Raw genomic sequence first — 24,019 nt, 5'->3', positions numbered from 1 at the left:
AGATAAAATTAAAAAAATAATTAAAGAACATATAGAATTAATAACAACTAACCAAGTATTGAAATTATCCATAACGTAAATATAATTTAGTTTAAGTAGTAGAGTAGAATGAATTGTATGTTATAACTTTATTAAATACAAAGTTATAAAACGCAGAAAAGAAAAAATACATTTTTAAACGCCATATTTTGTAAGTTTTATGTATATTTAATATGTCCACTTGCTTACCATTTCCAGCCTAAGCCAATATTAACAGGAACAAATTTAAATCCTCCTATCATAGCACTCCCTCCGAGTGTGTATTTAAAACCAATTCTTAAATGAGTTCCCCCTTCTCCTCCATCTACCCCTTTAGTTTCTAAATAAAATCCATGAAATTTTAGAGCTCCTCTCCTCGTAGTTATATGAGTTTCATCATTAGTTTCTTCCATATATTCAAATCCGATACCACTAAAAGATAAGCCTAATCCAGATACAGTATGTTTGGTTATACTACGATCAGAAGTTGAACCCTTGATTCTTATCATTTTCATATCATGCATCATGGTAAACCTTGCTTGATCCCAAGGAGCCTCAAAATCTAAACCAAAACTTGTATCATTATCTTTTTCTGAATAATAAAGATCTAAGTTAGCTCCTGCTTCTCCGTCATTAGGTGCTATAGATTTTAGACCATCCCATACTATAGGGAGTAATTTATCTATAATTCTCTTGATAGGACCTGGTTTATTAGGAGGAGAAGGCACAGGTGTATCATCACCAAAACTAAAAAATATAGATTGTCTTGATGCAACACCACTAGCTCCATCAGTATCAGTAAATTGTCTATCAGCAAAATGATACCAATAACCATTTTTTCCATTTGTAGCAGCTCCACGAAGTATTTTTACATCTTTTAATAGTCCACTAGCTTCTAAAGAGCCATACACGCTTTCCCAAGATAGTGCTTGCCCTCTACCATTTTCATATCGACCTGTATCCCAGTTGTAATGTTGTCCTTGGTTTTTCTCTCTAGCTTCTCTGTCACTTATAAAATCAGAAAGTCCTCTTACTTTTTCTGGTCCTGTAAGCGTATAAATGGTTCTAAGTCCACTTGGATCATTCGCACTAATCGGATTATTAAACCCAAATTGAAACATAGAAATAGAGTGAAACTCATCTGCCAATGGCTCTACCTGCCAAAAACGCCCAAGCTGTGCATCATAACTCCTAAAAGGTGTTTCATAGAGTTCAAGACCAAAAGCCTGTTCTTTCTCCACCATTCCGTTAAACTGATACATCAAATCGCCTTGGCGTTCGATGCCACTCATATTCATTCCAAATGGATAGTAGTGGTGTTCTTGCGTAATGACTAGCGTAGGCGCAGTTTCAACTCTCAATTCCAAATTGTCAAAAAAGACAGGTTCTGTATCGCTATTATCAATAAAAACGGTTACTTCGCCTTCTTCTTTAGCTACAAAATCGGCTGTTAATTCTTGCCAAGCTGTAACTGCTGAAATAGTTATTTTTTGTCTTCGCTCTTCCAAAAGATTGCCTAAACTATCTTTGAGTTGCAAGACTAACTCGCCTCTAGGAACTTAGCAAATACCTTTAATTATACTCATTATAGAAAATTAAAAAATCTTCTTGATTATCAAAATAAAATCCATCTAGTTTATCCATTTTCTCCCATTGATATATGGAGTCATTTTCAATAATAGGAGATATACGATAGTGCAGAAGAAGTACACTGCCATCTTCTCTAAAAAATGTTCGTTCTCTTGCTTCTACTACAGTTGAATTGTCTTTATCAGGATAGACATTTGACATATCTATAGTATTTTCTAAAATATTTATATCAACATAAGTTAGTTTTGAACGAAAATATATTTTTCCTGTTTGGTTTGATTCAAAAAAATCAATTCTATTTTCTCTTATTAAATTTAAACTAATAGAATCTACTAAGAAAAAATAACTTTTTATTTTTTCATCATTTTTTAATAAAAATTGATTATCGTTTATCTTATAACAAGATCTAAAAAGAGAAAATGGTATCCTGCAATAAAAGGAATAAGTATAATTTTCTAGATATTTATTTTCATATAGATTTATAGTCGCTACTTGACCATCTATTGTTATAAACTTGTAAGTTTCTTTACAAATAGTCATATTCAAGAACAGTAATATTGTTAAAAAAATCATAAAAAATAATTATTTAGACCAACGATAGGCAGCATCTCTCAAAAAACTATATGGATCTGTACCTAGTAAACTTCCTCGTGTATTAGGTCCGTCAAAACCTCCCAACGAAATATTATTCAATCTCATAGGAGTAGAAAATACAACCCCACCAGTTTGTATATTAATAAATGAATACGAAACATACAAATTTATATTGGCATTAGTTGCAGCTTCTAATACATTATAATGAATATATGCTCCATAAGGTACAACAAGCGTAAATGATGCAGCTTTATGTTCTTTTAATGAATACAAACCAGACATATCAGTAGCATATGTTAAATAAGTAATCATTGTAGCAATCTGATTCCTACTTGTTTCCATTAAAACTATGTCTGACGCTTTAACTTCTACTATTCCTCCATATTCATAAGATATAGTTACTCCATTAGAATAAGACATACTAGTTGAATGTATATGATCTGGAATTATAATTTTAGGTACAGGTATAATCCAACTATCTGGTTTATATGAAGATATAACTCTCTTTTTTAGAGGTGTATAGCTTACAAATGCGAAGTAGATATTTTCGAAAGCAATACCACTAGCCCAATTTCTTTGTTCTTCTGATAAGTTGGGATTTATACTTTGTATATCATTTTTTACATCTTTAGCTCTATATCCTGTATAATTAGAGGAGTTTTTTAGGTTAGTATATGATAAAGGATCAGCAATTTGCGACTTATTTCTACGTCCAAAATCTAGTATTGGATCTCTAGTTCTAGTCATTCCTCCTAAATCTCCATAGCCTTGAAACCCTCTATTATTTCCTAACTCCCAAGTGTAACCTCCACCTCCAATTCTAGTACGAGAGCCACCTATGTTAGCTCCTCCACCTATACGTCCAGGATCAGAAGGACCACTACCAACATTACCACCTGTTTGTGGCTCAGGTTGAGCTGGAAGAGGAAAACCTCCAATACCACTACCACTACCAGTATCAGAAGATAACCCAGTAGGGTCATTAAATGAAACAGGATTATTATAAGCAAATTGATACATACTAATACTACAATAAATATCAGCCAACGGCTCTACCTGCCAAAATCTCCCAAGCTGTGCATCATAACTTCTAAAAGGTGTTTCATAAAGTTCAAGACCAAAAGCCTGTTCCTTTTCTACCATTCCATTGAACTGATATTTTAGTTCTCCGTCCCTTTCTATACCACTCATATTCATACCGAAAGGATAGTAGTGGTGTTCTTGTGTGATAACTAAAGTAGGGTCGCTTTCTATTCGTAGTTCAAGATTATCAAAATAAACAGGTTCTGTATCGCTATTATCAATAAAAACGGTTACTTCGCCTTCTTCTTTAGCTACAAAATCGGCTGTTAATTCTTGCCAAGCTGTAACTGCTGAAATGGTTATTTTTTGTCTTCGCTCTTCTAAAAGATTGCCTAAGCTATCTTTGAGTTGCAAGACTAACTCGCCTCTAGGAACATAATACGTATCAGGTTCTAAACTTTTCGCCCTTTTGGCTCGGTTTAGTTCTCTCAAGTTACGAATTACTGGTACAAAATCCAATAGATTGAGCCTTACTCGTGGTGCTTTTATAGTTTCTGTTCGTGCAGGACTTATTTCTGGATTTAATGGAATTTCTATTTCTTGCTGTGTTGGATTTGTAGTTACTACTCCTGCTGCTGCACTTCCCAAAGACAACAAAACATCTTTTTTAGCTTTATCAATCGCTTTATTTGGGTCTGTTTGAGCTATTTCTGGGTCATTGGTCGCAAAAACGGCTGCACTTATTTTGTCGCCTTTTTCTACTTTTATGGTTTTAGAAATGGCTTTATCTGCATTTGTCAGACGTGCAGAATATGCTCCTTTTTGTTCTTTTAGGTCGGTTCTAGCTACTTTTACATTTTCAAATTCCTTTTCTTCGGTTTCTGCGCTGTCGGCTTCCATCGTTAGAGCATACCGTGCATTTTGTTGGTCGGTTACTTGGAAGGCAAGGCGTAGGTTTCCTAAATGGTCTTTGAAGTGATATTCTGGAATATACTCGCCATCTTTAAAGACTATTCTACCCTCTGGCATTGGGAAAAAATCTAGTGTGTCATTTCGGTATTGAAAGCCGTTTACATAGTCTATTTTTTTTGTTCTTGCACCTTCTTTTACTATTTTTTGGAGTTTTGAGCCTGTCGCATCATAGAGATAGTCTATTTTGTCATTTGGATTATTGGCATTGATGATTTTGTTTACTCTACCTAAATGGTTGTATTCAAAACTTACGCCTTTATTTTTGTCAGAAATGATACTTCCTTCGTTGTTGTATTCATAATCAGCACCATTATTTCCATCTTTAAAGTCTTTGCTGGCTGTTTCAAAGCTCGCTCCATCTTCTACTTCTACCAACATCAAACCTCTATTTTCTAGTCTTTGATAACCATATTTTAGGTCATCTATCAATCCAAAGACTTTTTCATTGCCTGATTCTTTGACTAATCCATTTCTTTTTACAGAAAGAATATTTCCATCTAGGTCGTAGTTTAAATCCCAAACGGTATAGTTTTCATTTTCGGCTGTCCAAGCTCCTGTATTTTCGTCTTTTGCGTGGTAATTAGCTCGTTTTAGTCTGCCGAGTTTGTCATACGCAAAACCGTAAGAGCGTTCTACATTATTGGTCGCACTTTTCCATTTTACGCCCGAAATATTTCCATTGTGTTGGACTTCTTCAAAACCTGTTTCATAAGAGAGTTCCATTCCGAAAACATCTCTAGTATCAGAGAGTTCTGAATCGTTGATATGAGTAAGCCACCCTCTCACATTGTATTTAAAATCTACATCTTGCAAGAAGCTAACCCCTTCATTTTCAGAATGCAGTTGTTTTTGAGTTACCTGTCCAAGTTCGTTGTAATGATCACAAGAGTTGAATATTTTGTTCTATTTTTTCACTATTTCATCTGCAAGGGTAGCATCTGTAATATCTTGCAGTTCTTGGATTAGCTTTTCGTGGTCTGACATATTGTGATTTTTTTTTAATGAATAGAAACCCTCTCATAAATTTGCATACATAAATCTATATCATATTCGGCATCGTGCAGCTTTGCCTCATCGACTTCAATACTGAGCTTTTTAGCTACTGTCATCTGTTTGAAGTTCTCAAAACTGGCTCTTTCTTTTTTGAAAAAGTTACTAGCCAAAACATAGCAATCAATAGAATCTGCCCAAAACAAACTGCCAAAATATTTATCTCCGTTTTGAACAAAAAATGCTCTTAGGAAAGCATTGTCAAAACTAGCATTGTTGTAGCCGACTAAGTGAAATTTATCTTTTTTGTCAAACTTATTTACATACTTGGTAAGCAGTTGAGTCAGTTTTTTATAGACAGTTTCGAAAGGTTCATACACATCTGTCTCTAAATCTTCTTTAGTAACATTAGCTATTTTGAGGGCTTCCTCTTCTATCAGCGCATCTTTGAAAGGTTTTACTCTAAAATTAAAACGTTCTTTTACTTTTCCATCAATTACGATTGCTCCAGAGATTTGATGGATTCCGTTTTTCCAATATCTGACTCCTGTTGTCTCCAAGTCGTAGAAGAATAGTTTTTCCATAGTTTTTTGTGTTCGTTTTTTAATAAATAGGTATTTCCATTTGGTTATGTCCGTTTATAGAAAGCATTATTCTATAATCTTCAATATCTAAGTTTCTAGCTTTTGCTGTTTGAATAGCTATTAAAGCAGCTTCTTCTTTATCTGTATAGACTAATCTTGGATAAAAACCTCTGAGATTACTAGCTTCTATCCAAACCTCTATTTTATAAACAGTTGCTGGCATTTCTTGCCTCAAATAGTTGAAATAATTATCATTGCCCTTTTGATACAATTCGAAACTATCAGTTCCTTTTTCAAAAGGATTGTTCCAATGCCATTTTACTTCTTCTTTATCTTCAAAAAGGTATTTCTTGATTTTTGATAGTAGTTTCATATTATTTCTCTTTAAGAATTTCCTTAATCCCCAAGCGATTATTGGTAACTACTAAATAGGTTTTGCCTACTTCTAAATAATTATAATCTTTCTTTGGATTATCTGTAACAAGATGCCATTCGCCACTTCCACCATTAAAAAGATAACCACAAACAGCTTTACCATTCGGATACCATTTATTGATATTTTTCTCAACAACAGTTACTTCTTGAATATGCGTTTCTGTAGTGTCATATACTATATATAAAAAAGCGATGAGGGACAGCAACAGAATGATTAGAGGAAAGACTTTATCTTTCTCAATTCTTATATAATTTAGTTTCATAATTTTATTGGATAGTTTGGTGTTGTAATTCACAATTATTTTTAGCCATTCGATATTTATCAGCATCGAAAAAATACATATATGAAACGGCAGGTATTTCTTCCCCAAACTCGTTATGTATAAATATTTTATAAGCAGAATGAATTATAAATCCATTTTGAAGTTCTATGGACATCTTGTCCTCTGTTTCTACAAAGTCAATAGATTTCATTGTTAATAGAAAACCAACAAGTTTTTTGCCTTTGTTTTTAGGTAATGAAACTAGGTCATTAATTTGTGAGTCTTTACTTGGAAAGTATCTTGCTTGTAAAAAACAAAGCTTCTTGTCTATTTTTATTTTGACTATTGACTCTATTTCAGCCAATAAAATATCTTGCTCTTCTTCTGTTAAGTTGCTATCGAATTGCATTTATGTATTTGGTAATTTGGTGATTGAATAAAAACAGAATAATAAAGACTGCAAAAAACTTCACAGCCTTTCTAATTGCTCACTCTAATTTTTTTGAGCTTGCTCGTGAATAACTTTAGCTTGGTCAATCCTTGCTTCCAAGACTTCTTGCCTAGCTTCTTTCACTCGTTTAGCTTCCTCATCCTTGGTCTGAGGAATAGAGCGTTTGAGCGTAACAAGTTCTTCATATTCTACAATTCCTTGAATAAATGCTTCTGTTTTGGCTTTTTTGATGATATTTTCAGAATCCTCTATATCCTTTTTGTACCTAGCTGCATTTTTCTCAGCAATATTACACCTACCATTTATGGTATCATAGCTTGCTTGGAGCTTGCTAAAGTTATTGTTGAGGTTGCTGTTTTCGGCTTTGAGGTAGCTATGAGCTTGCTCCCACTCTTTCACAACTAGCAAGTTATTTTGATGAGCTTGCTTATAGCTTGCTAACTCTTCCTCTAGCTCGTTACTCTCAAGTATTGAAACTTGTAGAAGTTTAGCAATCTCATCTGCATTTTTTAGTTTAATATCATTTTCTTTAATGATAATCTGACCAGCCACAAAGACAATGTAAAGAAGAGCTACGATAGGAAATATAAATTGTAGCGAGCTTTCAGCAAGGTTTGACCAGATAGCAGAAGCTAAAAACAAGATAGCTAAAACTTTAAGGAAGCTAAAAGCTACCTTGGTGCTTGAAGAAGATTTGAAATGCAAGCTCAATAATTCAGTAACTCTTGAAGAGCTATCTGTTTGAGCTACTGAATTTGGATTGGTGTTTTGATTTTCCATTTTTTAGTTTTTGGATTTTGAGTAATTTATTTTAGTTTGGTGTAACTTGTTTTCTGCCTAAAGCTCTCATTAGGTCTTTCATTCTTTTTAGCTCTTCTTCTTCAGTTGAAGAGTTTGACTTAGCTAAATTTTGCATTTCTTTTTCTATTCTAAGTTCTTGATGTGCTGCTAACTGTAAGCCTAAAGCTTCCATGTACTTATCCGTTTTGTATTTTTTAGAAATCTCCTTTGAAATTTCTTTTGAAATAAAGTCTGGTGTAACTGCCAATACAAAAACGGCAAAACACTTTAAAATAAACTTCATCTCTTCTTTTCCAAAAGCCCACTTTTCAATCATAGCTCCACTAGCATCCACTACTAATTTTGAAAAAGAAGGAATGTCTGTTAGAAGCATCATTGCATAAGTAGAAATACTCAAAACGATACTTAGCCAAAACAATACTTTTCCTAATCTTTCATATCCATTTATAATAGAAAAATAACTACCAGAAGAAATCACAAGTGAGAAAACAAAGCCTATTAGATACGGAAGCCAGTTTGCCATTTGTGCATCATATTCTGCAATTCTATCTGTAAAAATCATTTTGAAGAAAAACATATATCCAACTGTATTTACTAATACAGTAAGAATTATTACATAAGTATTCCCTGCTGTAGTGGTGGCAAAGAAGTTCATATTATCAATTCTATATTTCGAATTTGCGATGTTTTCCATATCTGTAAGCGTTTGTCATTGAGTGAATTAGTTTTTTAATTGGCATTAACAAATATAAATTAATTATTGCAAATATGAAAAAATAATCGTATTTTTATTGAAATATTTTTAACAAAAGCGAATTTTATTGAAATTATCGTAATATTTAATAAATAATATCACATTATTTATTATCACATTATTTAATAATTATGGAAGCAACTAAAAAAACTAGAGAGAATCTTTCTGTTACTGTACCTAAAGATATATCTGACTGTCTTGAAGTAATGCATGGTGTAGAAAAGATAAAAAAGACTAAAAAGTCAAAATCTGATATAGTAGAAGATATTATACGAAAAGGTCTTGAGACTATGGGGATTGATCCAAAAACCTATGGTCAAGATATAAATTTGAGTGGCTATGAAAGCACTACTTAAAATTGGAACTCATCCTTCTTTATCTCAGCATTATCATGTTGAGGTAAAAGACAATTTCCATAAAGAGTTAATATATTTTATTAATCGTTTTGAGAAAATTAGCTTCTCTGTTATAAGAATGGAAAATATAGATAAGCAAATAAATAGAAGTAATACAATTTTTGAACGCTCGGCAGGTGGGAATTATATGCTTTTCCACAAGCCAACGAACTCCATTTATTTTGGAGAAACAAATAATCTTGCTGCTCGTGCGCTTGAACACATGACTGCGATATGCTGCAAATCACACGTCAATCGTGCTATTCGTAGGCGTTCAAGAATTGGCAAAATGGAAGACTGGATATTTTCAGTTTTGTGTTACGAGCAGTCCGAATTTAATCGTAAAAAGTTTGAACGAGCTTTTATAAATCGGAAGTGGGAATGGGAAGTTTTGAATGTGAAATGAAATCTAACATAAATGAAAAAAGTAATATTGATAAGCTCAAAAGCTGAACTATTAAAAAAACATTTGCAAGAAAGTCTTTTTAATGACCAACAACTCATTGCGCTAAAAGATATTTTATCAAGACTGTATAATGTGAGTTTAATAGGTTTATATAGTGATGGAACTCCTATATATAAAAACGAAGAGCAGATTCAACATATTAAATCAGAAATTGAATCAAGAACAAAGACAATTATTGAATCACAAAATAAAGAGTAATGCTAAAAAAACTATTCGAACTACTTCTATTATCAACGATTTTAACTCTAGTGTTAATAGCAATATGTTACTTTATTTTTTAAAAATGATTACAGAAACACATTATTCATTCGACGATTTAGAATCAAGCGAATGTAAGAGCTGCTCAGAGCAGTCAGAAGAAATTTTAATTAATGATGGAAGGTGTATTGATTGTATTGAAGAGCAGAAATTCTTTGAGCAAACTATGAAAGGTATTCCTTGTAATAACTGCCAAGGTGGTGGATGTCCTGTTTGTTGTGGTTCTGGTATGCTCTACTATTAAATACAGTTTATCTCTCCTATAGGTAGCGTTTCTCTAAGTGTGTAAGTTGATAGGGCAGGATTCCTAAAAATAAATTTAAAAAAAGTATAAATAATAAATAATGTGTTATTTTTGAGAAATGACAGGTTTTACACTTGCTTCTTAACTTACACTAAAATAATGACCTCACACTTAGTCATTCTCAAAAAACTAATAGTTCCTATATTATTTTTTTTCATTATAACTTCTTATTTCAATATCTACTCATTACATGCTCAAACTACCCTAAGTTATCATGCAATGCCTTTTAAGCGAATCTATTCTCCTAAAGAATACCGTGCAGGAGATATAAATACAGCTATTAAAAAGAATAAAAAAGGTGTTTTTTATTTTGCTAATGCAGCAGGAGTTATACAATTTGATGGAAAAAACTGGCGCACTATTGTAGTTCCTAATGTTGAGTTTATAAGAACTTTAGATATTGATGAGAATGGAACTGTTTTTATTGGTACTATTGACCAACTTGGAAAATTAGAAGCCGATTCTACTGGAAAATTAGAATTTATCTCTTTATTGGATTTAATAGATAAAGAGGATAGAAATTTTGGAGAAATATGGAACGTTAGAGCTACACCTCAAGGTATATTTTTTACTACTGATAACTATATATTCAGATATAAAGACAACAAAATCAAAAAATGGAAAACTGAAGGAGATTATTTTTATTTGACCTACTATGTAAATGACCAAGTTTATGTATTAGATAAAGGTTCAGGGCTAAAAAAATTGGAAAATGAAGAGCTAAAATTAATTTTTGATGCTGAATTAATACAAAAGAGTAGCATTGCTTTTATGCTTCCTTACTCTAAAGGGCAGAAAGGCGAAATACTGGTTGGAAAAAAAGATGCAAGTTTTTTGATTTATAATCCTGACACAAATACATTTAGAGATTTTGAAACAGAACTTACAGAAGAAGAAAGAAATTCTGTTTCTGATGGAATTATTGGAAAAGATGGAAATTATTATATTTCTACGCTTCGTTATGGAATAATTTGTATAGACACAGAAGGGAAAAAAAAATTTCAATACAAGCAAAATGACGGTATAAGTAATAAGGTATATGCAGCCGAATTAGATAATCAAAATAATCTATGGCTTGCTCTTGACAAAGGAATAGCAAAAATAGAAATAGGCTCTCCTTTTCTACAATACGGAGAAAATAAAGGAATTACAGGAATTGTAACCGATACAAAAAAACATAATGGATTGTTTTATGTAAGCTCTACAAATGGACTTTTCTATTATGATACAAATGAAAATAGATTTTTAGTTATAGAAGGTAAATCACATCAAACGTGGAAAATGCAAAACCTTCCTGTTTCTTTTTCGAAGGATACTCTGTTTTTTGCTGTTACTAATGTGGGAGCTAATCAAATCAAAAAAACTTCTTGGGAGGAATATGTAGATACAGATGCCTCAGCAAACTATATTGCTCCTTCCTTGATTACTCAAAACAGACTCTATATAGGTGTGCTTAATCAACAAGGTATTTACCAACTAGATATTTTAAAAAATGGAGAAAAGGAGTTTGTACAGGTCATACCTAATATTACTACAAACGAATTAAAAACAAAAGATAATTTATTATTTGTTTTAGATGGGAATAATAAAATACGCCTCTTTGAAGAAAAAGATTCTTTAGTAGAAAAGAAAATAGATTTTAACCTAAAGGTAATAAGTATTGAAAGCCATAATAAAAATATATTTGCAGTAACATCTGAAGCCATCTATATATGGAAAAATAATGGTTTCGAGCCTTATACGGCTATGAATACATTACGCAAAAAAGATGAGAAATTTTCTTTACTATTTAATATTGATGATTCTACTCTTGTTGTAAGAATCATGCAGGGGAATGAGCTTACTTGTCATTTATTCAATACAAAAACAAATACAAGCAAAAAACTACCTATAGAAAGGCTTACAAGCAATACTATTGCTATTAATACTTTTTTTGGAGTGGAGGAAAAAAATAAAATCGGATTAGGAACTTCAGAAGGTCTTTTTTACTTAGATTTAGCAGACAGTAACTATAAAAAAGTAAATTTTAATATCTTTCTTCGTAAGATAATGCAAGGTGATTCTATTCTGTTTGAAGAGAATTATACAGATAAAAATAATAATCCAATACTTAGCTATGAGCAAAACTCGCTTACCTTTTTTTATAGCTCGAACAATTCTTTAGATGAACAAAACACCCTTTTTAGGCATAGACTTCAGGGTTATGACAAAAAATGGTCAGAGTGGACAATCGAAACAAAAAAGGAATATACAAATCTTGATGCAGGAATATATTCTTTTGAGGTAGAAGCAAAAAATATCTACGACACAAAAAGTCAGATTACAAAATATGCGTTTAGAATCAAACCTCCGTATTACAAAACATGGGGAGCTTATATTGCTTATTTTATCCTTTTAAGTCTTTTTGTATGGCTCGTAATAAAATTAAATTTGAAGCGATTACAAAATGCAAACATAAAATTAGAAAAAATAGTAACAGAAAGAACGGTAGAGTTGAGGAAAAAAAATAATGAAGTAGTTGCACAAAATTATTCTATTACACTAAAAAACAAAAACATAAATGCAAGTATAAACTATGCAAGTCGTATTCAAAAAGCAATGTTGCCACCAACTGAGGAAATAAAAAATGCGTTTGATGAGGCATTTATTCTTTGGCTTCCTCGTGATGTAGTAAGTGGCGATTTTTATTGGTTTGCTAGGGTAGATGAGAAAATATTTATTGCTGCTGTCGATTGTACAGGTCATGGCGTACCAGGGGCGTTTATGTCTATGATTGGAAATGATATGCTCAATCATATTGTCTTAGAAAAGAAGGTTACAACACCTTCGCTTATTTTGGCAGGTCTTCATCAGCAAGTTTCAACGGCACTTCGCCAATCTGAAACTCAAAATCGTGACGGAATGGATATGGCTCTATGTGTTTTTGATACTAAAACAAAGGAATTAGAATTTGCAGGAGCTAAAAATCCGTTGTATTATATTCAAGGTGGAAAACTCAACGATATTCCAGGAAGTAAATCTCCCATTGGGGGAAAATGGAGGGGGGAAAAAGAACGAGTGTATGAAAATCATACCCTAAAAATAGAAGAAGAAACAATGATTTTCTTATGTACAGACGGTTATCAAGACCAGTTTGGAGGAAAAAAAGGGAAGAAACTCATGAGGAAAAACCTAAAAGCTCTTTTTGTAGAAATAGCACAGCTAGAAGACAACCAACAGAAAGAAAAACTAGAAAACTACTTTCTAGACTGGAAAAAAGAAGAAAGCCAAGTAGATGATGTTTTGGTAATGGGTTTTAAAGTAGGATAAAATTTTGATTTAAGCTTTCATATTTCCATTGACCAGTCCAGTATAAGCAGAAATGAGTGATTTTTATTTAATACCTAAACTCAGTAAAATGCAGTAAAGCCTGTTCAGAGTAAAGCCTGTTCAGAATGCTCATAAGTCTTGAAAAAACATAAAAAAACACTGGTTAGTATTTCAGCAATTTCTTCTATAAATAATCGGAATCAATTAGAAATTTTAATTAACTAGATGAAGAGTCGAAATTACTTTTAGTAAGTAATGAGGTGTTTTTTTATATAGCTTTATGAGAGATTACAAACAAATATAGCCTCAACTAAGTGTTTTTACTGTTTTTTTAAAAAGAGCATTTTTACGGATGTTATTGAGTAAACAAGTCCTTAACTTTGAATTATCAACCTTTTGATAGGCGTATTCTGAAAAGCCTCAATAGAGTAAGAATAATTTTTTAAATATACTGAACTATGATATTACAACCAGGAGCGTCTATTGAAGTTTCTACAGCCTCCATTACTGTAACTAATTTATCTAATACAAACAATGGAGCGTTTAGTGTAACAGGTGCTTCTTATACATTAGATCCTGATGAAACGAAAACTGTCAATCTAATGGAAGAACCTGACACAGTCATTAACAGTGGTTCTACAGACCTTAATGTTATTTAGACTGAGAAGTATAATACTGCTTTGTGCTTATGATCCAGCAAAACAACAACATCTCTATTAAATTAAGTTATCTTATTAGCTAAACATAGAGCAAGTTTATTTTTTTATAACGAATAAACCTGTCAGTATACAAAAATAGTTGCATACTAACAGGTTTATCCATATTATAAGTCATTTTGGTAAAAATAAAATTGCTGCACTTAAAGAATACATTTTAAAAACTCTACATAACTTTTTTAATCGTGATAAAATATAATTTTACTTTACAGAATAATCTTTTTTTCGTAAAATAGAGCAATTTCAATACCTAAAATCAGTAAAATGTATCAATGCCAATTCTGAATGCCCATAGGTCTTGAAAAATCGCAAAAAATCACTGGTTAGCATTCCATCATTACTAGCGAGTTGGTCCACACATAAGCGTACTCTATTCAAATAAAACTTACCTTTGCTGTAACGAACTTTCTGCAAACCAATCTTGCAAGAAGCATCTAAAAATAGAATCTCCGATTGGGTTTCAGTTTTGTTCTGCTCCCATTCGGTCAGCGAAATGTAGCCTTCTCCTTCTTGTACCTTTCGAACAGCAGCCGACCAGTATGCATAATCTCTACGAAGTGTATGTATCTTTTGTCCTGTTCGTATTTTCCTAGCAAAGTTTGTTTCTTTTCCTGCCTTTTTATGGGTTGGAGGGAAGTGTTTAGCGAACAGAAGTGGAAAGCGTTCTAGTCCTCTTGTCTTCTCTTGATAGCTTAAATCCAGTAGTGCCATCTTCTTTTGTTGGAGAAGAACAGCACATCTGTCATTTTCTGTTTCTCGTCCTTCCAAGTAGGTCTTGGTTGGATTATCTTCGTATTCTACTGACTTAAGGTTGGTTAATATTTCGCTAATGAGGTCTATTTTTGCTTGGGTTAGTGATAAATTTTGGCTCATAATGATTGGTAATTTGGTGGTTTAAAATAAAGTGTGTTGTAAGGTTTCTATGTGCGACTTGCACCTGCCAAACTTTCGTTTAGCTTCTTTGCGATTTACGACTTTGATATGGCAGTTCTTTTTGTCAATCAAATATTGAATTTTACGGTACGAATCGTAATTGATAAAATCTTTTATACCGTGTAAATTCAGATACTTTTGACAGCATTTACATTCTATTGCCAAGGCGATATCCTCTTGTTTTACTACCTTGTTGGTTTTGATAAACTCATAGAGCTGAGTAGCAAAATCTTTGTAGAACACTATGAGTTTTTCAACAGCATCATATTTGGAGTTTCTGACCGTTTTACCACCGTAGGTTTCAAGTTTTATATCTGAGTTTATAGCTTGACTTATCTTTATACTCATATCATTTAATCGCTGAAGAAAAATAAAGAACGAAGTAGGGTTCTTTTTATATTTCTCATAGAACTTTCCAAAATATAAATCAAGCAAAAATTTGGAAATTTTAGAGTTCTTTTCTAACAAGACTATTTTGATAGACTCATCTATAATGCTTGGGATGTTTATAAATGCAGTTGGTGTGAACTTGACAGTCGTAGTTTGTTTTTTTACGACTAAGCAAGATTTAGTTCCTCCAACATTTTTGTGTATTGGCTTTGGTGTTTTCATAGGTGTTGATTTTAGAGCTTTTCAATAAGGTCAGGGTCAGTTACAAGCATAAAATCTGTACGATAGTCGTTATCCTCATCTTCATAATCTGAAAGAAAATATGATTCGTATTCTCTTAAATCCTGTACATCACACCTATTAGCGATTGGACAACTGAACGAGTAGCATTTACCTATAATCTTGCATCCAAATTTCTCAATAAATGAATCATCATAACATAATTCATCTCTAATTTTTCCTGCATATAGTTTTCCTTCCTCAGTCGCTAATGCCTTTTCAATATTTTGGTAACTACCATATTTTTTGCGTAAGGCTACTTTTAGAATCTTATATCTAAGTTCTTCATTACCAACTCTAAATTCCTCTCCATCTACTATTCTTACAATTTCTGAGTCTTCCACGTCTGGATGATTACAACCATATCCATTATTAACAGGTGTTTTTCCATTGAAGAATCCACATACATCAGCTAAATCGTTAATATCTACGATTTTGAAATTTTCTTGATTTGTTTTCATTTTGTTTTTAGGTAATTCGGTGTTTTTAAGTTTGATTTTTAGACTTCCATCAGCTCCTCACGAGTTCGCAGAAACCACAGCATTTTGAGATCGTTGAGAGTGTAAAGCTCTATTGTTGGCAAATGCGAAACAAAATAATCGTCTCTTTTACTTAATCTAAGTGTCTGATAACCTTTTTCGTCTCCTTCCCTTCGTTTAAAATAATCACCATCCCAACAAAGTTCGAAGCCGTGTTCAATAAGAAGTTCACCACTTAATTTTAGATTATTCAACCTTTCTTCTGTCTCATCTCTCAATCTTATAGCTACTTCTTTGTAAAAGGATGTAACTTGGATAACACCATCTGCTTCCAATGAAGCGACTGATAACTTATTTTTTTGCGCTTCTTTTTTCCTTTGAGATTGTCTAATCTTGTTATCAAAAGTTCGTAATAGACTATCCCAGTTTATTGAAATATAGCTTTGATAATGTAGGAAGTCTCCGTAATGGTCTCTAACTTCTGCCACAGCGTTATCAAGATTTTTACAAGCATCTCTTAGATTTTTCTCAAGTTGATTTTTCATTTTTCTGTGATATAAAACTGAGTAATAAATATTCCCCTACGAGTAGAAGATTGAATAAATAATTCTATTGCTGTTTTTGATTCAAATGTGAGTTGATATGAGCCATTACCAAGATAAATTGTACTTGTACAATTATGACTTTTTAAAGAGTTATTGAAAATATTCTTGTATGCATAATTTGGTAATTTCGCTTGGCAATGGTAAGTTTTCATATTAAAGTTCCTCCTCTCTAATCTCAACAGGAACTCCAACTTTCTCAGCTTCAGCATTGCGCTCTTTCACTCGCTCTTCTGCTGCTGCTTTCATTCCTTCGATATGCCCTTGGGGAGCTGCCGAGCCTGTAATTTCTTGAGTGAACTTTTCTACATCATCAAAAGGAGAGATAGAAGTTTTGATTTCAACTTTGTAGTCATCGTTATCAAAAATATCTCCTTGACGGTATTCACTTTTACACGATTTTTCTGCAATCGAACTCAAGAATTTTTGAAAGTTTTCAATCATTCTTACCATCTGGTCAGGTAGTTCAGTATAACTACGATTAACCAAGGGTATTTTGATGGTGTTTGGAATCGTTTTTCCATTCTCAGACTTATCATCCACGTGATAATTGATGGTAAATTGGACAAGCTGGATAAGCTCCTTTGTTTCACTGTCCTTTCCTTCGCTGAATTTTATACCAACGATTAAGGAATCATTCTCAAAGGGCAGTTGTGGAAACTGATTGTCTGCTAAAATAAGTGGTTTTAAGTCCTCACAGAGTCGCTTGAATTTTTCTATATCCTCCTCATTAGCGATTTGACAGGTATAAGAATTTCCTTTGACAGTTTGGGCTTGTACAAAAAAGATAAACTCATTCGTTTTCTTTTTAAAGCGAGTTTTTAATTCTCTAGCTAACATAAAATTGAAAAATTAATAGTGATAAAATAAATTTGGGTGATTATTTTTTAGTCTTGATTAAATTTCTTGAGTACCTTGTAAGTCGGTCGGCAGACTTCGATAAAATTGTCATTTGTATTTTCTGCTTTTTTTGAGTTTGCCAAATCCATCTTTCTACGATTTTTAAAATAGCTCTTTTGATAGGTTCTCATCTGTGAGTTTCTTTCAAAAAGTCCAATAAAATCTTTTGCCAATTTTGACTTGGCAAGCATTGTATTGACAGCTTCTTTGAGTAGAATTTTGACTCCTGCTAATTCAATGAAGTATTCATTTTCTACTCCTTCAAAACTTCCTTCTACCTCCACTTCCTCATTGGTGATGGTGTAGAAAATAGGGTCAAAAAGATCTTCTATTTTTGCAGGATAGACGAATAGGTGTTTGTCTAATTGCTTTTTGATTTGAGCATCCATAATTGTTTTCTTAAGCTTCTAAATAGTATTTTCTTAGGTAATTGGCTTTTGCTTCTCGGATTGCATCTCGTTCAAAAGTGTTATTCTTGATAGGTTTTCTCACTTGATGATTTTCTTTAAAGCATTCAAATTGAGTTTTTAATCCTTTGCGTTTCAATTCTCGTTTTTGAAAACCGATAGCATTTTTTTCAAGAATGCTTTTTCGGCTTTCGATAAGCTCCTGCCATTGCAAGTCAGTATTCACCTCTACAAGCTCATTCCGACGAGCTGTATCAAACCACACTTCTAGCAAAAAATCACTGATCATTTCTCCTCCTCCTCTTGCCTTTTTAATCTGCTCAACCATTTCTTTTTCAAGTATTTCAGCAAGTGCTTCTTTGTCAATTTCAGGCTCTGGACTTCGTCGTTTTGGTGCAGCGAGTTGTCTTCTATCTTTACCATTCAATGAAATAATATTGCAGGATTCTCTAAGTCTACTAAGCACTCTTTGGTCAAATTTGAGCTTGTCGTAAGCAGGAATTAAATTGTTATTTTTATCCACTCCTGTCATCATTTCTTTGGACAGATTCGTTGTGTAATGGGTGATATAGCCATTTCGGAATGACTCGTAACGAGTTTCTATCACACTGCCATCTACGTCGATACCATTACCATAGCTCTTGTAATTCCTTGCTTCGGTAAGACCAATTTCATCAAAAAAGTAGTTGTCCATTTGTGAAATAATAGGCAATTCACCTTTTTTGAAACTGGACAATATTTGTCGCATTGACTTCTTTTTGAAATTGCTCTTAGAATTATTTTTGTAAAAAAAATCCCACAAAGCAATAAATATTTCCATTAGATTCGTCTTGCCACTTCCAGGCGCACCCATTAGTAAAATCCCTTTTCCTGAGTAATATCTTGGGTTGTACTGCAAGTCAAAGTCCTCAGGATTAAAGAAATAATCCCACAGAAGGCGAATCACTTTTTCATTATCCTCGTCGATGACAAATCTAAAATCTTGCGATTTGTTGGTATGTAACCGAAGCATCACTCCTGCTGCAAAATCACAAAAGAACGCTTTGTCAAACTCCTTCCTTTGATTTTTTGGAGGTGAATTCTCAGAGAGTAGTGTCTGAATAGTCTGCATTGATAAAGTCTGGTTTGATGATTTGATTTGTGTTTTTTGGTGCTGAATAATTTTGTTCTCGGACAATATTGTCAGGAAATACACCCTGCCAACCGTTCGTAGCACTCGCCTCAAGGGCTTGTGTGGCTACTTTTTCACCGAACTTGCTTAGCTTTTTGAAAATCATTTTGGCTGCCGTCGGTGTGACAGGTTTCCTCATTTCCTTTCGGACTTGTCGGAAGCCAAGCCAGTTTTCTCGGAACTCTTCGCTTTCAAAAGGCAATTCCAAGGCATCGACCTTCGCCTCCTGCGTTTTTTGGGTGCTGGAAGATTTGGAAACCTTTTTTGGCGCAACTTTTTTGGAAGGGGAAATTTCTGTCTCTGCTGGAGGTTTGGAAATTTTCTCTTCCGTCGGTTTTTCGAAATTTTCATTTTCAGAATTTTCTTCTTCAAAATTATTTTTCGAAAAATTTTCCTTGTTATTTGTATTTGTATTAAGTATTATGTATTCTGTATTATTATGTCTGAAGGTTTCAGTTACACTTTTAGTGTCTTTTACCTTTACCTTTACATTATCACTTACCTTTACAGTTGTACTGTAATTTTTACAGTGTAATTTCTGAAATAAAGGAAATTGATATTTACATGCGCTACCTCTTTTTCCACTTTTAAAGTCAATTAAACCCTTTTGCTTTAGCTTGTTCCGAGCTGAAATCATCGTTTTTTCTGAAACGGATATCTTGTCGGCAAGACGGACATTGGTAATGGCTATTGTGTTTTTCCAAAAAAGTTTGTTTGCTAAGTCCACTAAGGCAGCAAACAATATTCCTTCTGATGGTGTAAAACGCTCCAATTCTGCCATTGACCAATAGGCGTTCATTAACGCAAAGTATTTTTGATTGTCTTGCATCGTAATTTTTCTCTAATCTTTATTCTAAAAATTGTATTTTACTATCTATTCAAAGTTACCCATCCAGTATGTTGAGTCTGTTTTTTTACTACCCACTTCGTAGGTAATTATATTATTCTTTATAAGATTTTCTCTAGCTTTTATAAGTGTTTTTTCAGATGTGCTGATAACACTACAAATTTTAGCATTTAAATGCCTGTCTTTGCCTCGTGAAATTTGAAAAAATAGATAATGAAATAAAGCTATTTCTACTGGCGTGAAATTTTCTAATTCACTTTTTAGCCAAAATCTTTCTAAAATTTGTTTCATTTTCGTTGTTATTTTTTAGGTGTATAATTACTTATCATTCAATTACTGCTCCTGTAAGTGCTTTTTATTGAGCAAGTTGCAGGAAGTTGTCAATTGAAAAAGTCTTTGTGTTTTCAATCAATGGCACTTGCTCGGCTTGGTGTGTTTCCCATTGTGTAAATAATGGATAAGAAGGATATTCTCCTTTTGCAATCGTTTCAAAGTAAGTGTCAAAAAGTTTTTCATATTTCTCTTCGCCTCGTTTGAGTGTTGATTCAGTTACTTCGATAATGCTTATTGGATAAGGAGCTGATTTTTCAACAGCGATAAAGAAACAATCAATATGTCCATTGGCTAATCCACACATTCTTGCACCAAGTCTATAAAAAGCCATCTGTCTGTCGTAATCGTAATTGCGTCCAGCTTTTCTAATAAATTCACTGGGTTTGGCATCGATTACAAATTTAAAATCTGCGATGTAATCATGCTTTTTAAGCAAGTCTAGTTTGCCTTTGCATTGTAAGCCTCTATATTTCCAATAGAGTGATTTTTCTACTTGGCATTCTTTGATGATTTTCATTACATCAGGAGTGTTATGAACAGTATTTAAAATACCGTCTATCATTCTCATTTCTGCCTCATTAAAGAGGTAGATTCCATTTCTCTGCGCTTCTTCTTCCTGTTCTCTAATACGAGTATCTACACCTTTTCCCTTTCTTGGAATCTTCATTTCCCAATGCGCTTTATGAGGTTCAAGCACAGCAAGATGTAGAAGCTGACCGATGTAAAGAGGTTTTGTGTCTAGTTTGTACTCGCCATCTACAAATGCTTTATAGTGCATCGGAGATTTTGCGAGATAACTAAGAGCTGAATTGCGAATGGCAGGAACAGCATCGTAATTTTTCTCTAATCGGAATACAGGTTTTCCATTCTTTTCGCCTATTTGGTGTTTTAGATAAGCAGCTTCCTTTTGGGAAACCACTTGAGTTAAAGGTGTAGATGTCATAAATAAAGAGTTTTAGAAGGTTTTACTTACTAGCTTGGGGTACTCGGATAGCGAAGTCCATAATTTTACGATCTGCGTTTTTCTTTGAGGGAACAAATCCTATAAACTCAATCTCCCACCCTGTTTGAGTAGCGTATTTGTAGCTTAGGCTTGTGAAGCCTTCCTCTTTGCTTCCTTCCATTTGCAGAAACATGTTTGTAATACGAGTCGTGGTCATTCTCCATTTGCGAAGAGATCCTTCACCGTCTTTATCTTTGTAGGCTTCTAAGAATTCTACATAAGGCACATGAACTGTACTTGAAGGATCGTCCTTGCTTGGCATTTTTGCTACACCTCCTCCTAAGAAGAGCATCATTTTCTTTTCTCCTATATTATCAGGAGTCCAAGAGCGTGTTGCGACATCTAAACGTTGAGAGGTAAGTCCGAGCAAGTCACTTGCAATATCCTTTACACTTCTCTCTTCTATTGAGATATTAGTTGTTGGAAGTGTGCTTTCTGTTATATGCTCTTGCTTTTGCACTTCTGTTGATACGGCTGTTTCTGTTGTTTCTAATTCTTGATTGTCCATAGTTTTGAAATAAATTAAATTTGAATTGATAAAAATTGAATAAAACTGATTTTAGTTTTGAGGAGGTGGTAGGATTCGAACCTCCAGTTGGCTAGAATACCACCAACAGCCCATCTAAATAGTTATAGACTTCACCCTCTTTAATTTTCACGATACATATTGTTGTGGTGGATTTTTGAAATAGCCTTTGCTATTTTCCAAGTATCTTTCTACTTCTCGTCTTTCATATCCCCACTCTTTTCCATTTATCTTTCTGCCTACAATTCTATTGTGTACTCTAGCTTGATTGATCGTTTTTGCAGAAATTTGATAGTTCATTTCAATCATTTTCGTTGTCAGAAGAATGTCGTCTTTTCGTTTATTCTCTGCTTTTAATTTCTGAACCTCTCTTTCCATTCGCTCCAATCTTTCTACGATAGCCTGTATATAAGCAGGGTTTGTCATCTCAATCGTTGCAGGTGTAGTTCCAATTTGCTTTAAGTTGGTTTTGAAAGTAACCTCTTTTGCTTGCTTCTTTTTTGGCTTGTAGAGTTTGCTAAACTGCAAGTCCATTGGTTCTATATGGTCTTTGTGTTCCCAGTCTGTATGAAACCATGTGATGAGTTTTTCAACATCTTCATCGGTTTCTAAAAAGTCTTGAGGAGTTTTGTATTCGCCATTTAGATACTCACTTCCAAATATTTGTCTTAGCTCTTCTTTTTCGATTGCCATAACGAAATACTCTTTTCCGATTTGATACTCTATTTCCCAAGGATTTAAAAAAGTATATTGTTTTATTTTTATAATTAGAGTTTTCATAATTAAAAAATATTTTTAAATATTTATTATTTGTTTTTTTTATAGTACTGTACACGATAACGTGTGCTATTGGTTACGATAATAGGCTTTCTTTCTGCTCTTTTTTTGCTTCTTTTTCAAGCACTAAATAAGCGACTTGAAAGCCTGTGGAACGGTCTGAAACTTCCTCTTCATACGCCATTATTTGGTTGGTTTTGATGCAACAGCCGAAGCGTTCTTTTTCAAATGCTGTGGCTGGAGAAAAGGAGTTTTCATTCATCTCTTGGTAGCTTACCCAAACTGGAAACCATCTATTCATTGCCTTCCAATAATGTCGGATTAAGACCCAACGAGTAATTTTATTCTGATTTTGATGGTGTTTCATAAATTGAAAATTCAGAGATGTGAGTTTCTTGTCCTGTTAGCTCTTTTACTTCCATTTTTAGTTTTTCTACCATAGTAAGTATGGTATAATGACTGCTTAGGATTTGGTCTTCATCTCCTTCTTCTTGGTCAGATAGTTTTCTAAATTTCGATTCGGTAAAATCAAATTTGATTTCTACATAGCCTGTTTCAGACTTGAGTCTTGAGAGAAAAGTAAATACTTGTTCTTTTGGCTTGTTGATGGGGTTGTTGATTAGCTCGTTCATTTGCGTAATAGGTTAGAGATGAGGGTTTTAGTGAGTATGTAAAAACTGATAATGTGATAAATCGCTGAATTGATAAGGTTGATAAAATGCTTTTTCATAGTTTTTTTATTGAATGGTTGAGTTTCGTTTTTAGTGGGTCTTATAGGACTTGAACCTATGACTTCAAAGATTGATGAAGTCTATCCAAAGCAATATTTGTGTAGCAAAAAGGAATAAGTCTATATTGCCCTCTATTTTTAGCATCTTGTATTGACTTCAAGAGCAGTGAGTTATTAGGAATGAAGAAGCCATCTCTTTCTTTAGCAAAAAGAGAATTTTCTCCAGAGCTACTAGTGATAGATAAGTTTCCATTTGTATTGTTCTTATTAAGAAATTTTACATATTCATAAACACCTGCTCTAATCTGTTTCTCGTAAAATAAGTGGTTAGGAATATGAGAACACTCTTTTGAGATTTGAATGAACTTATCTCTATTTTCTATGTAAATTGTATCGTTATTTACAACCTCGTCTTCCACTTTAACAATACTAAAGTCATCAGAACAAGTCCAAAAGTCTTCTGTCAATTTTACTTCGTTATTGATTTGAGTAACATTATTTTCCCAATCACTCCAGTCAGAGTTATTTAGAATCCAATCAATTCCTTCGTAGGAGTCTTTCATAGCATATGCTACTTCATCAGCGTATTTTTTAGACTCTCTATTAGCTTCTCCTACATAGTAATCAGCTCTGTGTTTTGCTACCAAGTCCAATGGAAGTGAATATTGTCCTGTGGGGGTATTGATTATGATGACTTTCATTATTCAGTTTTTTAATTG

At 33.2% G+C, this 24,019-nt stretch carries 31 protein-coding genes; 6 read left to right on the top strand and 25 right to left on the bottom strand.

What is annotated here, in order from left to right; genetic code table 11:
• Positions 1-224 precede the first annotated feature (224 nt).
• The 9 genes from ACE193_RS21450 to ACE193_RS21410 all read right to left on the bottom strand — a co-directional run bounded on the left by ACE193_RS21450 (position 225) and on the right by ACE193_RS21410 (position 8,415).
• A complete protein-coding gene (locus ACE193_RS21450) occupies positions 225-1,556 on the bottom strand; it encodes an RHS repeat domain-containing protein (protein ID WP_375560246.1) in 1,332 nt (443 codons plus the stop codon).
• A 34-nt stretch (positions 1,557-1,590) separates the two neighbouring features.
• Entirely contained in the window at positions 1,591-2,181 is a 591-nt protein-coding gene (locus tag ACE193_RS21445) for a hypothetical protein (RefSeq protein WP_375560245.1), read from the bottom strand.
• Positions 2,182-2,190: 9 nt separating this feature from the next.
• Positions 2,191-5,010, bottom strand: a complete 2,820-nt coding sequence (locus ACE193_RS21440) for an RHS repeat-associated core domain-containing protein (protein WP_375560244.1) — start codon at positions 5,008-5,010, stop codon at positions 2,191-2,193.
• 185 nt (positions 5,011-5,195) lie between these two features.
• Complete coding sequence (locus ACE193_RS21435; protein WP_375560243.1) at positions 5,196-5,771, bottom strand: exonuclease domain-containing protein; 576 nt, start codon at positions 5,769-5,771, stop codon at positions 5,196-5,198.
• Positions 5,772-5,790: 19 nt separating this feature from the next.
• Positions 5,791-6,144, bottom strand: a complete 354-nt coding sequence (locus ACE193_RS21430) for a hypothetical protein (protein ID WP_375560242.1) — start codon at positions 6,142-6,144, stop codon at positions 5,791-5,793.
• 1 nt (position 6,145) lies between these two features.
• Positions 6,146-6,469 carry a hypothetical protein gene (locus ACE193_RS21425; RefSeq protein ID WP_375560241.1) on the bottom strand — a complete coding sequence of 108 codons (324 nt, stop codon included), beginning with the start codon at positions 6,467-6,469 and terminating at the stop codon, positions 6,146-6,148.
• A 4-nt stretch (positions 6,470-6,473) separates the two neighbouring features.
• Positions 6,474-6,878, bottom strand: a complete 405-nt coding sequence (locus ACE193_RS21420) for a hypothetical protein (RefSeq protein WP_375560240.1) — start codon at positions 6,876-6,878, stop codon at positions 6,474-6,476.
• Positions 6,879-6,962: 84 nt separating this feature from the next.
• The gene (locus tag ACE193_RS21415; RefSeq protein WP_375560239.1) at positions 6,963-7,700 is read right to left on the bottom strand and encodes a hypothetical protein; all 738 of its coding nucleotides are present in this window, start codon (positions 7,698-7,700) and stop codon (positions 6,963-6,965) included.
• 31 nt (positions 7,701-7,731) lie between these two features.
• Positions 7,732-8,415, bottom strand: coding sequence for a hypothetical protein (locus ACE193_RS21410; protein WP_375560238.1), 684 nt, complete (start codon positions 8,413-8,415; stop codon positions 7,732-7,734).
• A gap of 191 nt (positions 8,416-8,606) precedes the next feature.
• Here ACE193_RS21410 and ACE193_RS21405 point away from each other — a divergent pair, with 191 nt between their 5' ends.
• The 6 genes from ACE193_RS21405 (at position 8,607) to ACE193_RS21380 (ending at position 13,866) form a co-directional block, all read left to right on the top strand.
• Positions 8,607-8,831, top strand: a complete 225-nt coding sequence (locus ACE193_RS21405) for a hypothetical protein (protein ID WP_375560237.1) — start codon at positions 8,607-8,609, stop codon at positions 8,829-8,831.
• Positions 8,815-9,276 (top strand): GIY-YIG nuclease family protein, encoded by a 462-nt coding sequence (locus ACE193_RS21400; protein ID WP_375560236.1) that lies wholly within the window; start codon positions 8,815-8,817, stop codon positions 9,274-9,276. The genes ACE193_RS21405 and ACE193_RS21400 overlap by 17 nt, the downstream gene beginning before the upstream one ends.
• 12 nt (positions 9,277-9,288) lie before the next feature.
• Positions 9,289-9,534, top strand: coding sequence for a hypothetical protein (locus tag ACE193_RS21395; RefSeq protein WP_375560235.1), 246 nt, complete (start codon positions 9,289-9,291; stop codon positions 9,532-9,534).
• The gene (locus ACE193_RS21390; RefSeq protein ID WP_375560234.1) at positions 9,488-9,838 is read left to right on the top strand and encodes a hypothetical protein; all 351 of its coding nucleotides are present in this window, start codon (positions 9,488-9,490) and stop codon (positions 9,836-9,838) included. The genes ACE193_RS21395 and ACE193_RS21390 overlap by 47 nt, the downstream gene beginning before the upstream one ends.
• Before the next feature lie 159 nt (positions 9,839-9,997).
• Positions 9,998-13,207 (top strand): SpoIIE family protein phosphatase, encoded by a 3,210-nt coding sequence (locus ACE193_RS21385; RefSeq protein ID WP_375560233.1) that lies wholly within the window; start codon positions 9,998-10,000, stop codon positions 13,205-13,207.
• A gap of 458 nt (positions 13,208-13,665) precedes the next feature.
• On the top strand, positions 13,666-13,866 hold the full coding sequence (locus ACE193_RS21380; protein WP_375560232.1) for a hypothetical protein: 201 nt from the start codon (positions 13,666-13,668) through the stop codon (positions 13,864-13,866).
• Positions 13,867-14,166: 300 nt separating this feature from the next.
• On the opposite strand, the gene ACE193_RS21375 is transcribed toward ACE193_RS21380, so the two are convergent.
• The 16 genes from ACE193_RS21375 to ACE193_RS21300 form a co-directional block, all read right to left on the bottom strand.
• Positions 14,167-14,796, bottom strand: coding sequence for a hypothetical protein (locus ACE193_RS21375; protein ID WP_375560231.1), 630 nt, complete (start codon positions 14,794-14,796; stop codon positions 14,167-14,169).
• 21 nt (positions 14,797-14,817) lie between these two features.
• On the bottom strand, positions 14,818-15,468 hold the full coding sequence (locus ACE193_RS21370; protein ID WP_375560230.1) for a hypothetical protein: 651 nt from the start codon (positions 15,466-15,468) through the stop codon (positions 14,818-14,820).
• A gap of 11 nt (positions 15,469-15,479) precedes the next feature.
• Positions 15,480-15,986, bottom strand: coding sequence for a hypothetical protein (locus tag ACE193_RS21365; protein ID WP_375560229.1), 507 nt, complete (start codon positions 15,984-15,986; stop codon positions 15,480-15,482).
• A 38-nt stretch (positions 15,987-16,024) separates the two neighbouring features.
• Complete coding sequence (locus ACE193_RS21360) at positions 16,025-16,549, bottom strand: hypothetical protein (RefSeq protein ID WP_375560228.1); 525 nt, start codon at positions 16,547-16,549, stop codon at positions 16,025-16,027.
• The gene (locus ACE193_RS21355) at positions 16,546-16,761 is read right to left on the bottom strand and encodes a hypothetical protein (protein ID WP_375560227.1); all 216 of its coding nucleotides are present in this window, start codon (positions 16,759-16,761) and stop codon (positions 16,546-16,548) included. The genes ACE193_RS21360 and ACE193_RS21355 overlap by 4 nt, the downstream gene beginning before the upstream one ends.
• Position 16,762: 1 nt before the next feature.
• Positions 16,763-17,446, bottom strand: a complete 684-nt coding sequence (locus ACE193_RS21350; protein ID WP_375560226.1) for a hypothetical protein — start codon at positions 17,444-17,446, stop codon at positions 16,763-16,765.
• A 47-nt stretch (positions 17,447-17,493) separates the two neighbouring features.
• Positions 17,494-17,895, bottom strand: a complete 402-nt coding sequence (locus ACE193_RS21345; protein WP_375560225.1) for a hypothetical protein — start codon at positions 17,893-17,895, stop codon at positions 17,494-17,496.
• Between the two features lie 10 nt (positions 17,896-17,905).
• The gene (locus ACE193_RS21340; protein WP_375560224.1) at positions 17,906-19,024 is read right to left on the bottom strand and encodes a hypothetical protein; all 1,119 of its coding nucleotides are present in this window, start codon (positions 19,022-19,024) and stop codon (positions 17,906-17,908) included.
• Positions 18,996-19,883, bottom strand: a complete 888-nt coding sequence (locus ACE193_RS21335) for a hypothetical protein (protein WP_375560223.1) — start codon at positions 19,881-19,883, stop codon at positions 18,996-18,998. The genes ACE193_RS21340 and ACE193_RS21335 overlap by 29 nt, the downstream gene beginning before the upstream one ends.
• A 75-nt stretch (positions 19,884-19,958) precedes the next feature.
• Positions 19,959-20,222 carry a hypothetical protein gene (locus ACE193_RS21330; RefSeq protein WP_375560222.1) on the bottom strand — a complete coding sequence of 88 codons (264 nt, stop codon included), beginning with the start codon at positions 20,220-20,222 and terminating at the stop codon, positions 19,959-19,961.
• Positions 20,223-20,286: 64 nt separating this feature from the next.
• Complete coding sequence (locus ACE193_RS21325; RefSeq protein WP_375560221.1) at positions 20,287-21,207, bottom strand: PD-(D/E)XK nuclease-like domain-containing protein; 921 nt, start codon at positions 21,205-21,207, stop codon at positions 20,287-20,289.
• Between the two features lie 22 nt (positions 21,208-21,229).
• The gene (locus ACE193_RS21320; RefSeq protein ID WP_375560220.1) at positions 21,230-21,775 is read right to left on the bottom strand and encodes a hypothetical protein; all 546 of its coding nucleotides are present in this window, start codon (positions 21,773-21,775) and stop codon (positions 21,230-21,232) included.
• 147 nt (positions 21,776-21,922) lie between these two features.
• A complete protein-coding gene (locus ACE193_RS21315; protein ID WP_375560219.1) occupies positions 21,923-22,573 on the bottom strand; it encodes a hypothetical protein in 651 nt (216 codons plus the stop codon).
• A 73-nt stretch (positions 22,574-22,646) separates the two neighbouring features.
• A complete protein-coding gene (locus ACE193_RS21310; protein WP_375560218.1) occupies positions 22,647-22,937 on the bottom strand; it encodes a hypothetical protein in 291 nt (96 codons plus the stop codon).
• Complete coding sequence (locus ACE193_RS21305) at positions 22,912-23,202, bottom strand: hypothetical protein (RefSeq protein WP_375560217.1); 291 nt, start codon at positions 23,200-23,202, stop codon at positions 22,912-22,914. The genes ACE193_RS21310 and ACE193_RS21305 overlap by 26 nt, the downstream gene beginning before the upstream one ends.
• A gap of 154 nt (positions 23,203-23,356) precedes the next feature.
• Positions 23,357-24,001 (bottom strand): hypothetical protein, encoded by a 645-nt coding sequence (locus tag ACE193_RS21300; protein WP_375560216.1) that lies wholly within the window; start codon positions 23,999-24,001, stop codon positions 23,357-23,359.
• Positions 24,002-24,019: the final 18 nt, after the last annotated feature.

The organism is Bernardetia aquimarina (genome assembly GCF_042180575.1).
In the GTDB taxonomy this organism is placed as follows: Bacteria; Bacteroidota; Bacteroidia; order Cytophagales; family Bernardetiaceae; genus Bernardetia.
Note: the sequence above shows the minus strand (reverse complement) of the source record. Positions and strands in the feature narration are given on the sequence as shown.

What these genes read in the sequence shown, in the direction of transcription:
- ACE193_RS21445 (WP_375560245.1), bottom strand. Translation starts at nt 2,181, where the DNA reads ATGATTTTTTTAACAATATTACTGTTCTTGAATATGACTATTTGTAAA.
- ACE193_RS21435 (WP_375560243.1), bottom strand. Translation starts at nt 5,771, where the DNA reads ATGGAAAAACTATTCTTCTACGACTTGGAGACAACAGGAGTCAGATAT.
- ACE193_RS21430 (WP_375560242.1), bottom strand. Translation starts at nt 6,144, where the DNA reads ATGAAACTACTATCAAAAATCAAGAAATACCTTTTTGAAGATAAAGAA.
- ACE193_RS21425 (WP_375560241.1), bottom strand. Translation starts at nt 6,469, where the DNA reads ATGAAACTAAATTATATAAGAATTGAGAAAGATAAAGTCTTTCCTCTA.
- ACE193_RS21420 (WP_375560240.1), bottom strand. Translation starts at nt 6,878, where the DNA reads ATGCAATTCGATAGCAACTTAACAGAAGAAGAGCAAGATATTTTATTG.
- ACE193_RS21415 (WP_375560239.1), bottom strand. Translation starts at nt 7,700, where the DNA reads ATGGAAAATCAAAACACCAATCCAAATTCAGTAGCTCAAACAGATAGC.
- ACE193_RS21410 (WP_375560238.1), bottom strand. Translation starts at nt 8,415, where the DNA reads ATGGAAAACATCGCAAATTCGAAATATAGAATTGATAATATGAACTTC.
- ACE193_RS21405 (WP_375560237.1), top strand. Translation starts at nt 8,607, where the DNA reads ATGGAAGCAACTAAAAAAACTAGAGAGAATCTTTCTGTTACTGTACCT.
- ACE193_RS21400 (WP_375560236.1), top strand. Translation starts at nt 8,815, where the DNA reads ATGAAAGCACTACTTAAAATTGGAACTCATCCTTCTTTATCTCAGCAT.
- ACE193_RS21395 (WP_375560235.1), top strand. Translation starts at nt 9,289, where the DNA reads ATGAAAAAAGTAATATTGATAAGCTCAAAAGCTGAACTATTAAAAAAA.
- ACE193_RS21385 (WP_375560233.1), top strand. Translation starts at nt 9,998, where the DNA reads ATGACCTCACACTTAGTCATTCTCAAAAAACTAATAGTTCCTATATTA.
- ACE193_RS21380 (WP_375560232.1), top strand. Translation starts at nt 13,666, where the DNA reads ATGATATTACAACCAGGAGCGTCTATTGAAGTTTCTACAGCCTCCATT.
- ACE193_RS21375 (WP_375560231.1), bottom strand. Translation starts at nt 14,796, where the DNA reads ATGAGCCAAAATTTATCACTAACCCAAGCAAAAATAGACCTCATTAGC.
- ACE193_RS21370 (WP_375560230.1), bottom strand. Translation starts at nt 15,468, where the DNA reads ATGAAAACACCAAAGCCAATACACAAAAATGTTGGAGGAACTAAATCT.
- ACE193_RS21365 (WP_375560229.1), bottom strand. Translation starts at nt 15,986, where the DNA reads ATGAAAACAAATCAAGAAAATTTCAAAATCGTAGATATTAACGATTTA.
- ACE193_RS21360 (WP_375560228.1), bottom strand. Translation starts at nt 16,549, where the DNA reads ATGAAAAATCAACTTGAGAAAAATCTAAGAGATGCTTGTAAAAATCTT.
- ACE193_RS21355 (WP_375560227.1), bottom strand. Translation starts at nt 16,761, where the DNA reads ATGAAAACTTACCATTGCCAAGCGAAATTACCAAATTATGCATACAAG.
- ACE193_RS21350 (WP_375560226.1), bottom strand. Translation starts at nt 17,446, where the DNA reads ATGTTAGCTAGAGAATTAAAAACTCGCTTTAAAAAGAAAACGAATGAG.
- ACE193_RS21345 (WP_375560225.1), bottom strand. Translation starts at nt 17,895, where the DNA reads ATGGATGCTCAAATCAAAAAGCAATTAGACAAACACCTATTCGTCTAT.
- ACE193_RS21340 (WP_375560224.1), bottom strand. Translation starts at nt 19,024, where the DNA reads ATGCAGACTATTCAGACACTACTCTCTGAGAATTCACCTCCAAAAAAT.
- ACE193_RS21335 (WP_375560223.1), bottom strand. Translation starts at nt 19,883, where the DNA reads ATGAACGCCTATTGGTCAATGGCAGAATTGGAGCGTTTTACACCATCA.
- ACE193_RS21330 (WP_375560222.1), bottom strand. Translation starts at nt 20,222, where the DNA reads ATGAAACAAATTTTAGAAAGATTTTGGCTAAAAAGTGAATTAGAAAAT.
- ACE193_RS21325 (WP_375560221.1), bottom strand. Translation starts at nt 21,207, where the DNA reads ATGACATCTACACCTTTAACTCAAGTGGTTTCCCAAAAGGAAGCTGCT.
- ACE193_RS21320 (WP_375560220.1), bottom strand. Translation starts at nt 21,775, where the DNA reads ATGGACAATCAAGAATTAGAAACAACAGAAACAGCCGTATCAACAGAA.
- ACE193_RS21315 (WP_375560219.1), bottom strand. Translation starts at nt 22,573, where the DNA reads ATGAAAACTCTAATTATAAAAATAAAACAATATACTTTTTTAAATCCT.
- ACE193_RS21310 (WP_375560218.1), bottom strand. Translation starts at nt 22,937, where the DNA reads ATGAAACACCATCAAAATCAGAATAAAATTACTCGTTGGGTCTTAATC.
- ACE193_RS21305 (WP_375560217.1), bottom strand. Translation starts at nt 23,202, where the DNA reads ATGAACGAGCTAATCAACAACCCCATCAACAAGCCAAAAGAACAAGTA.
- ACE193_RS21300 (WP_375560216.1), bottom strand. Translation starts at nt 24,001, where the DNA reads ATGAAAGTCATCATAATCAATACCCCCACAGGACAATATTCACTTCCA.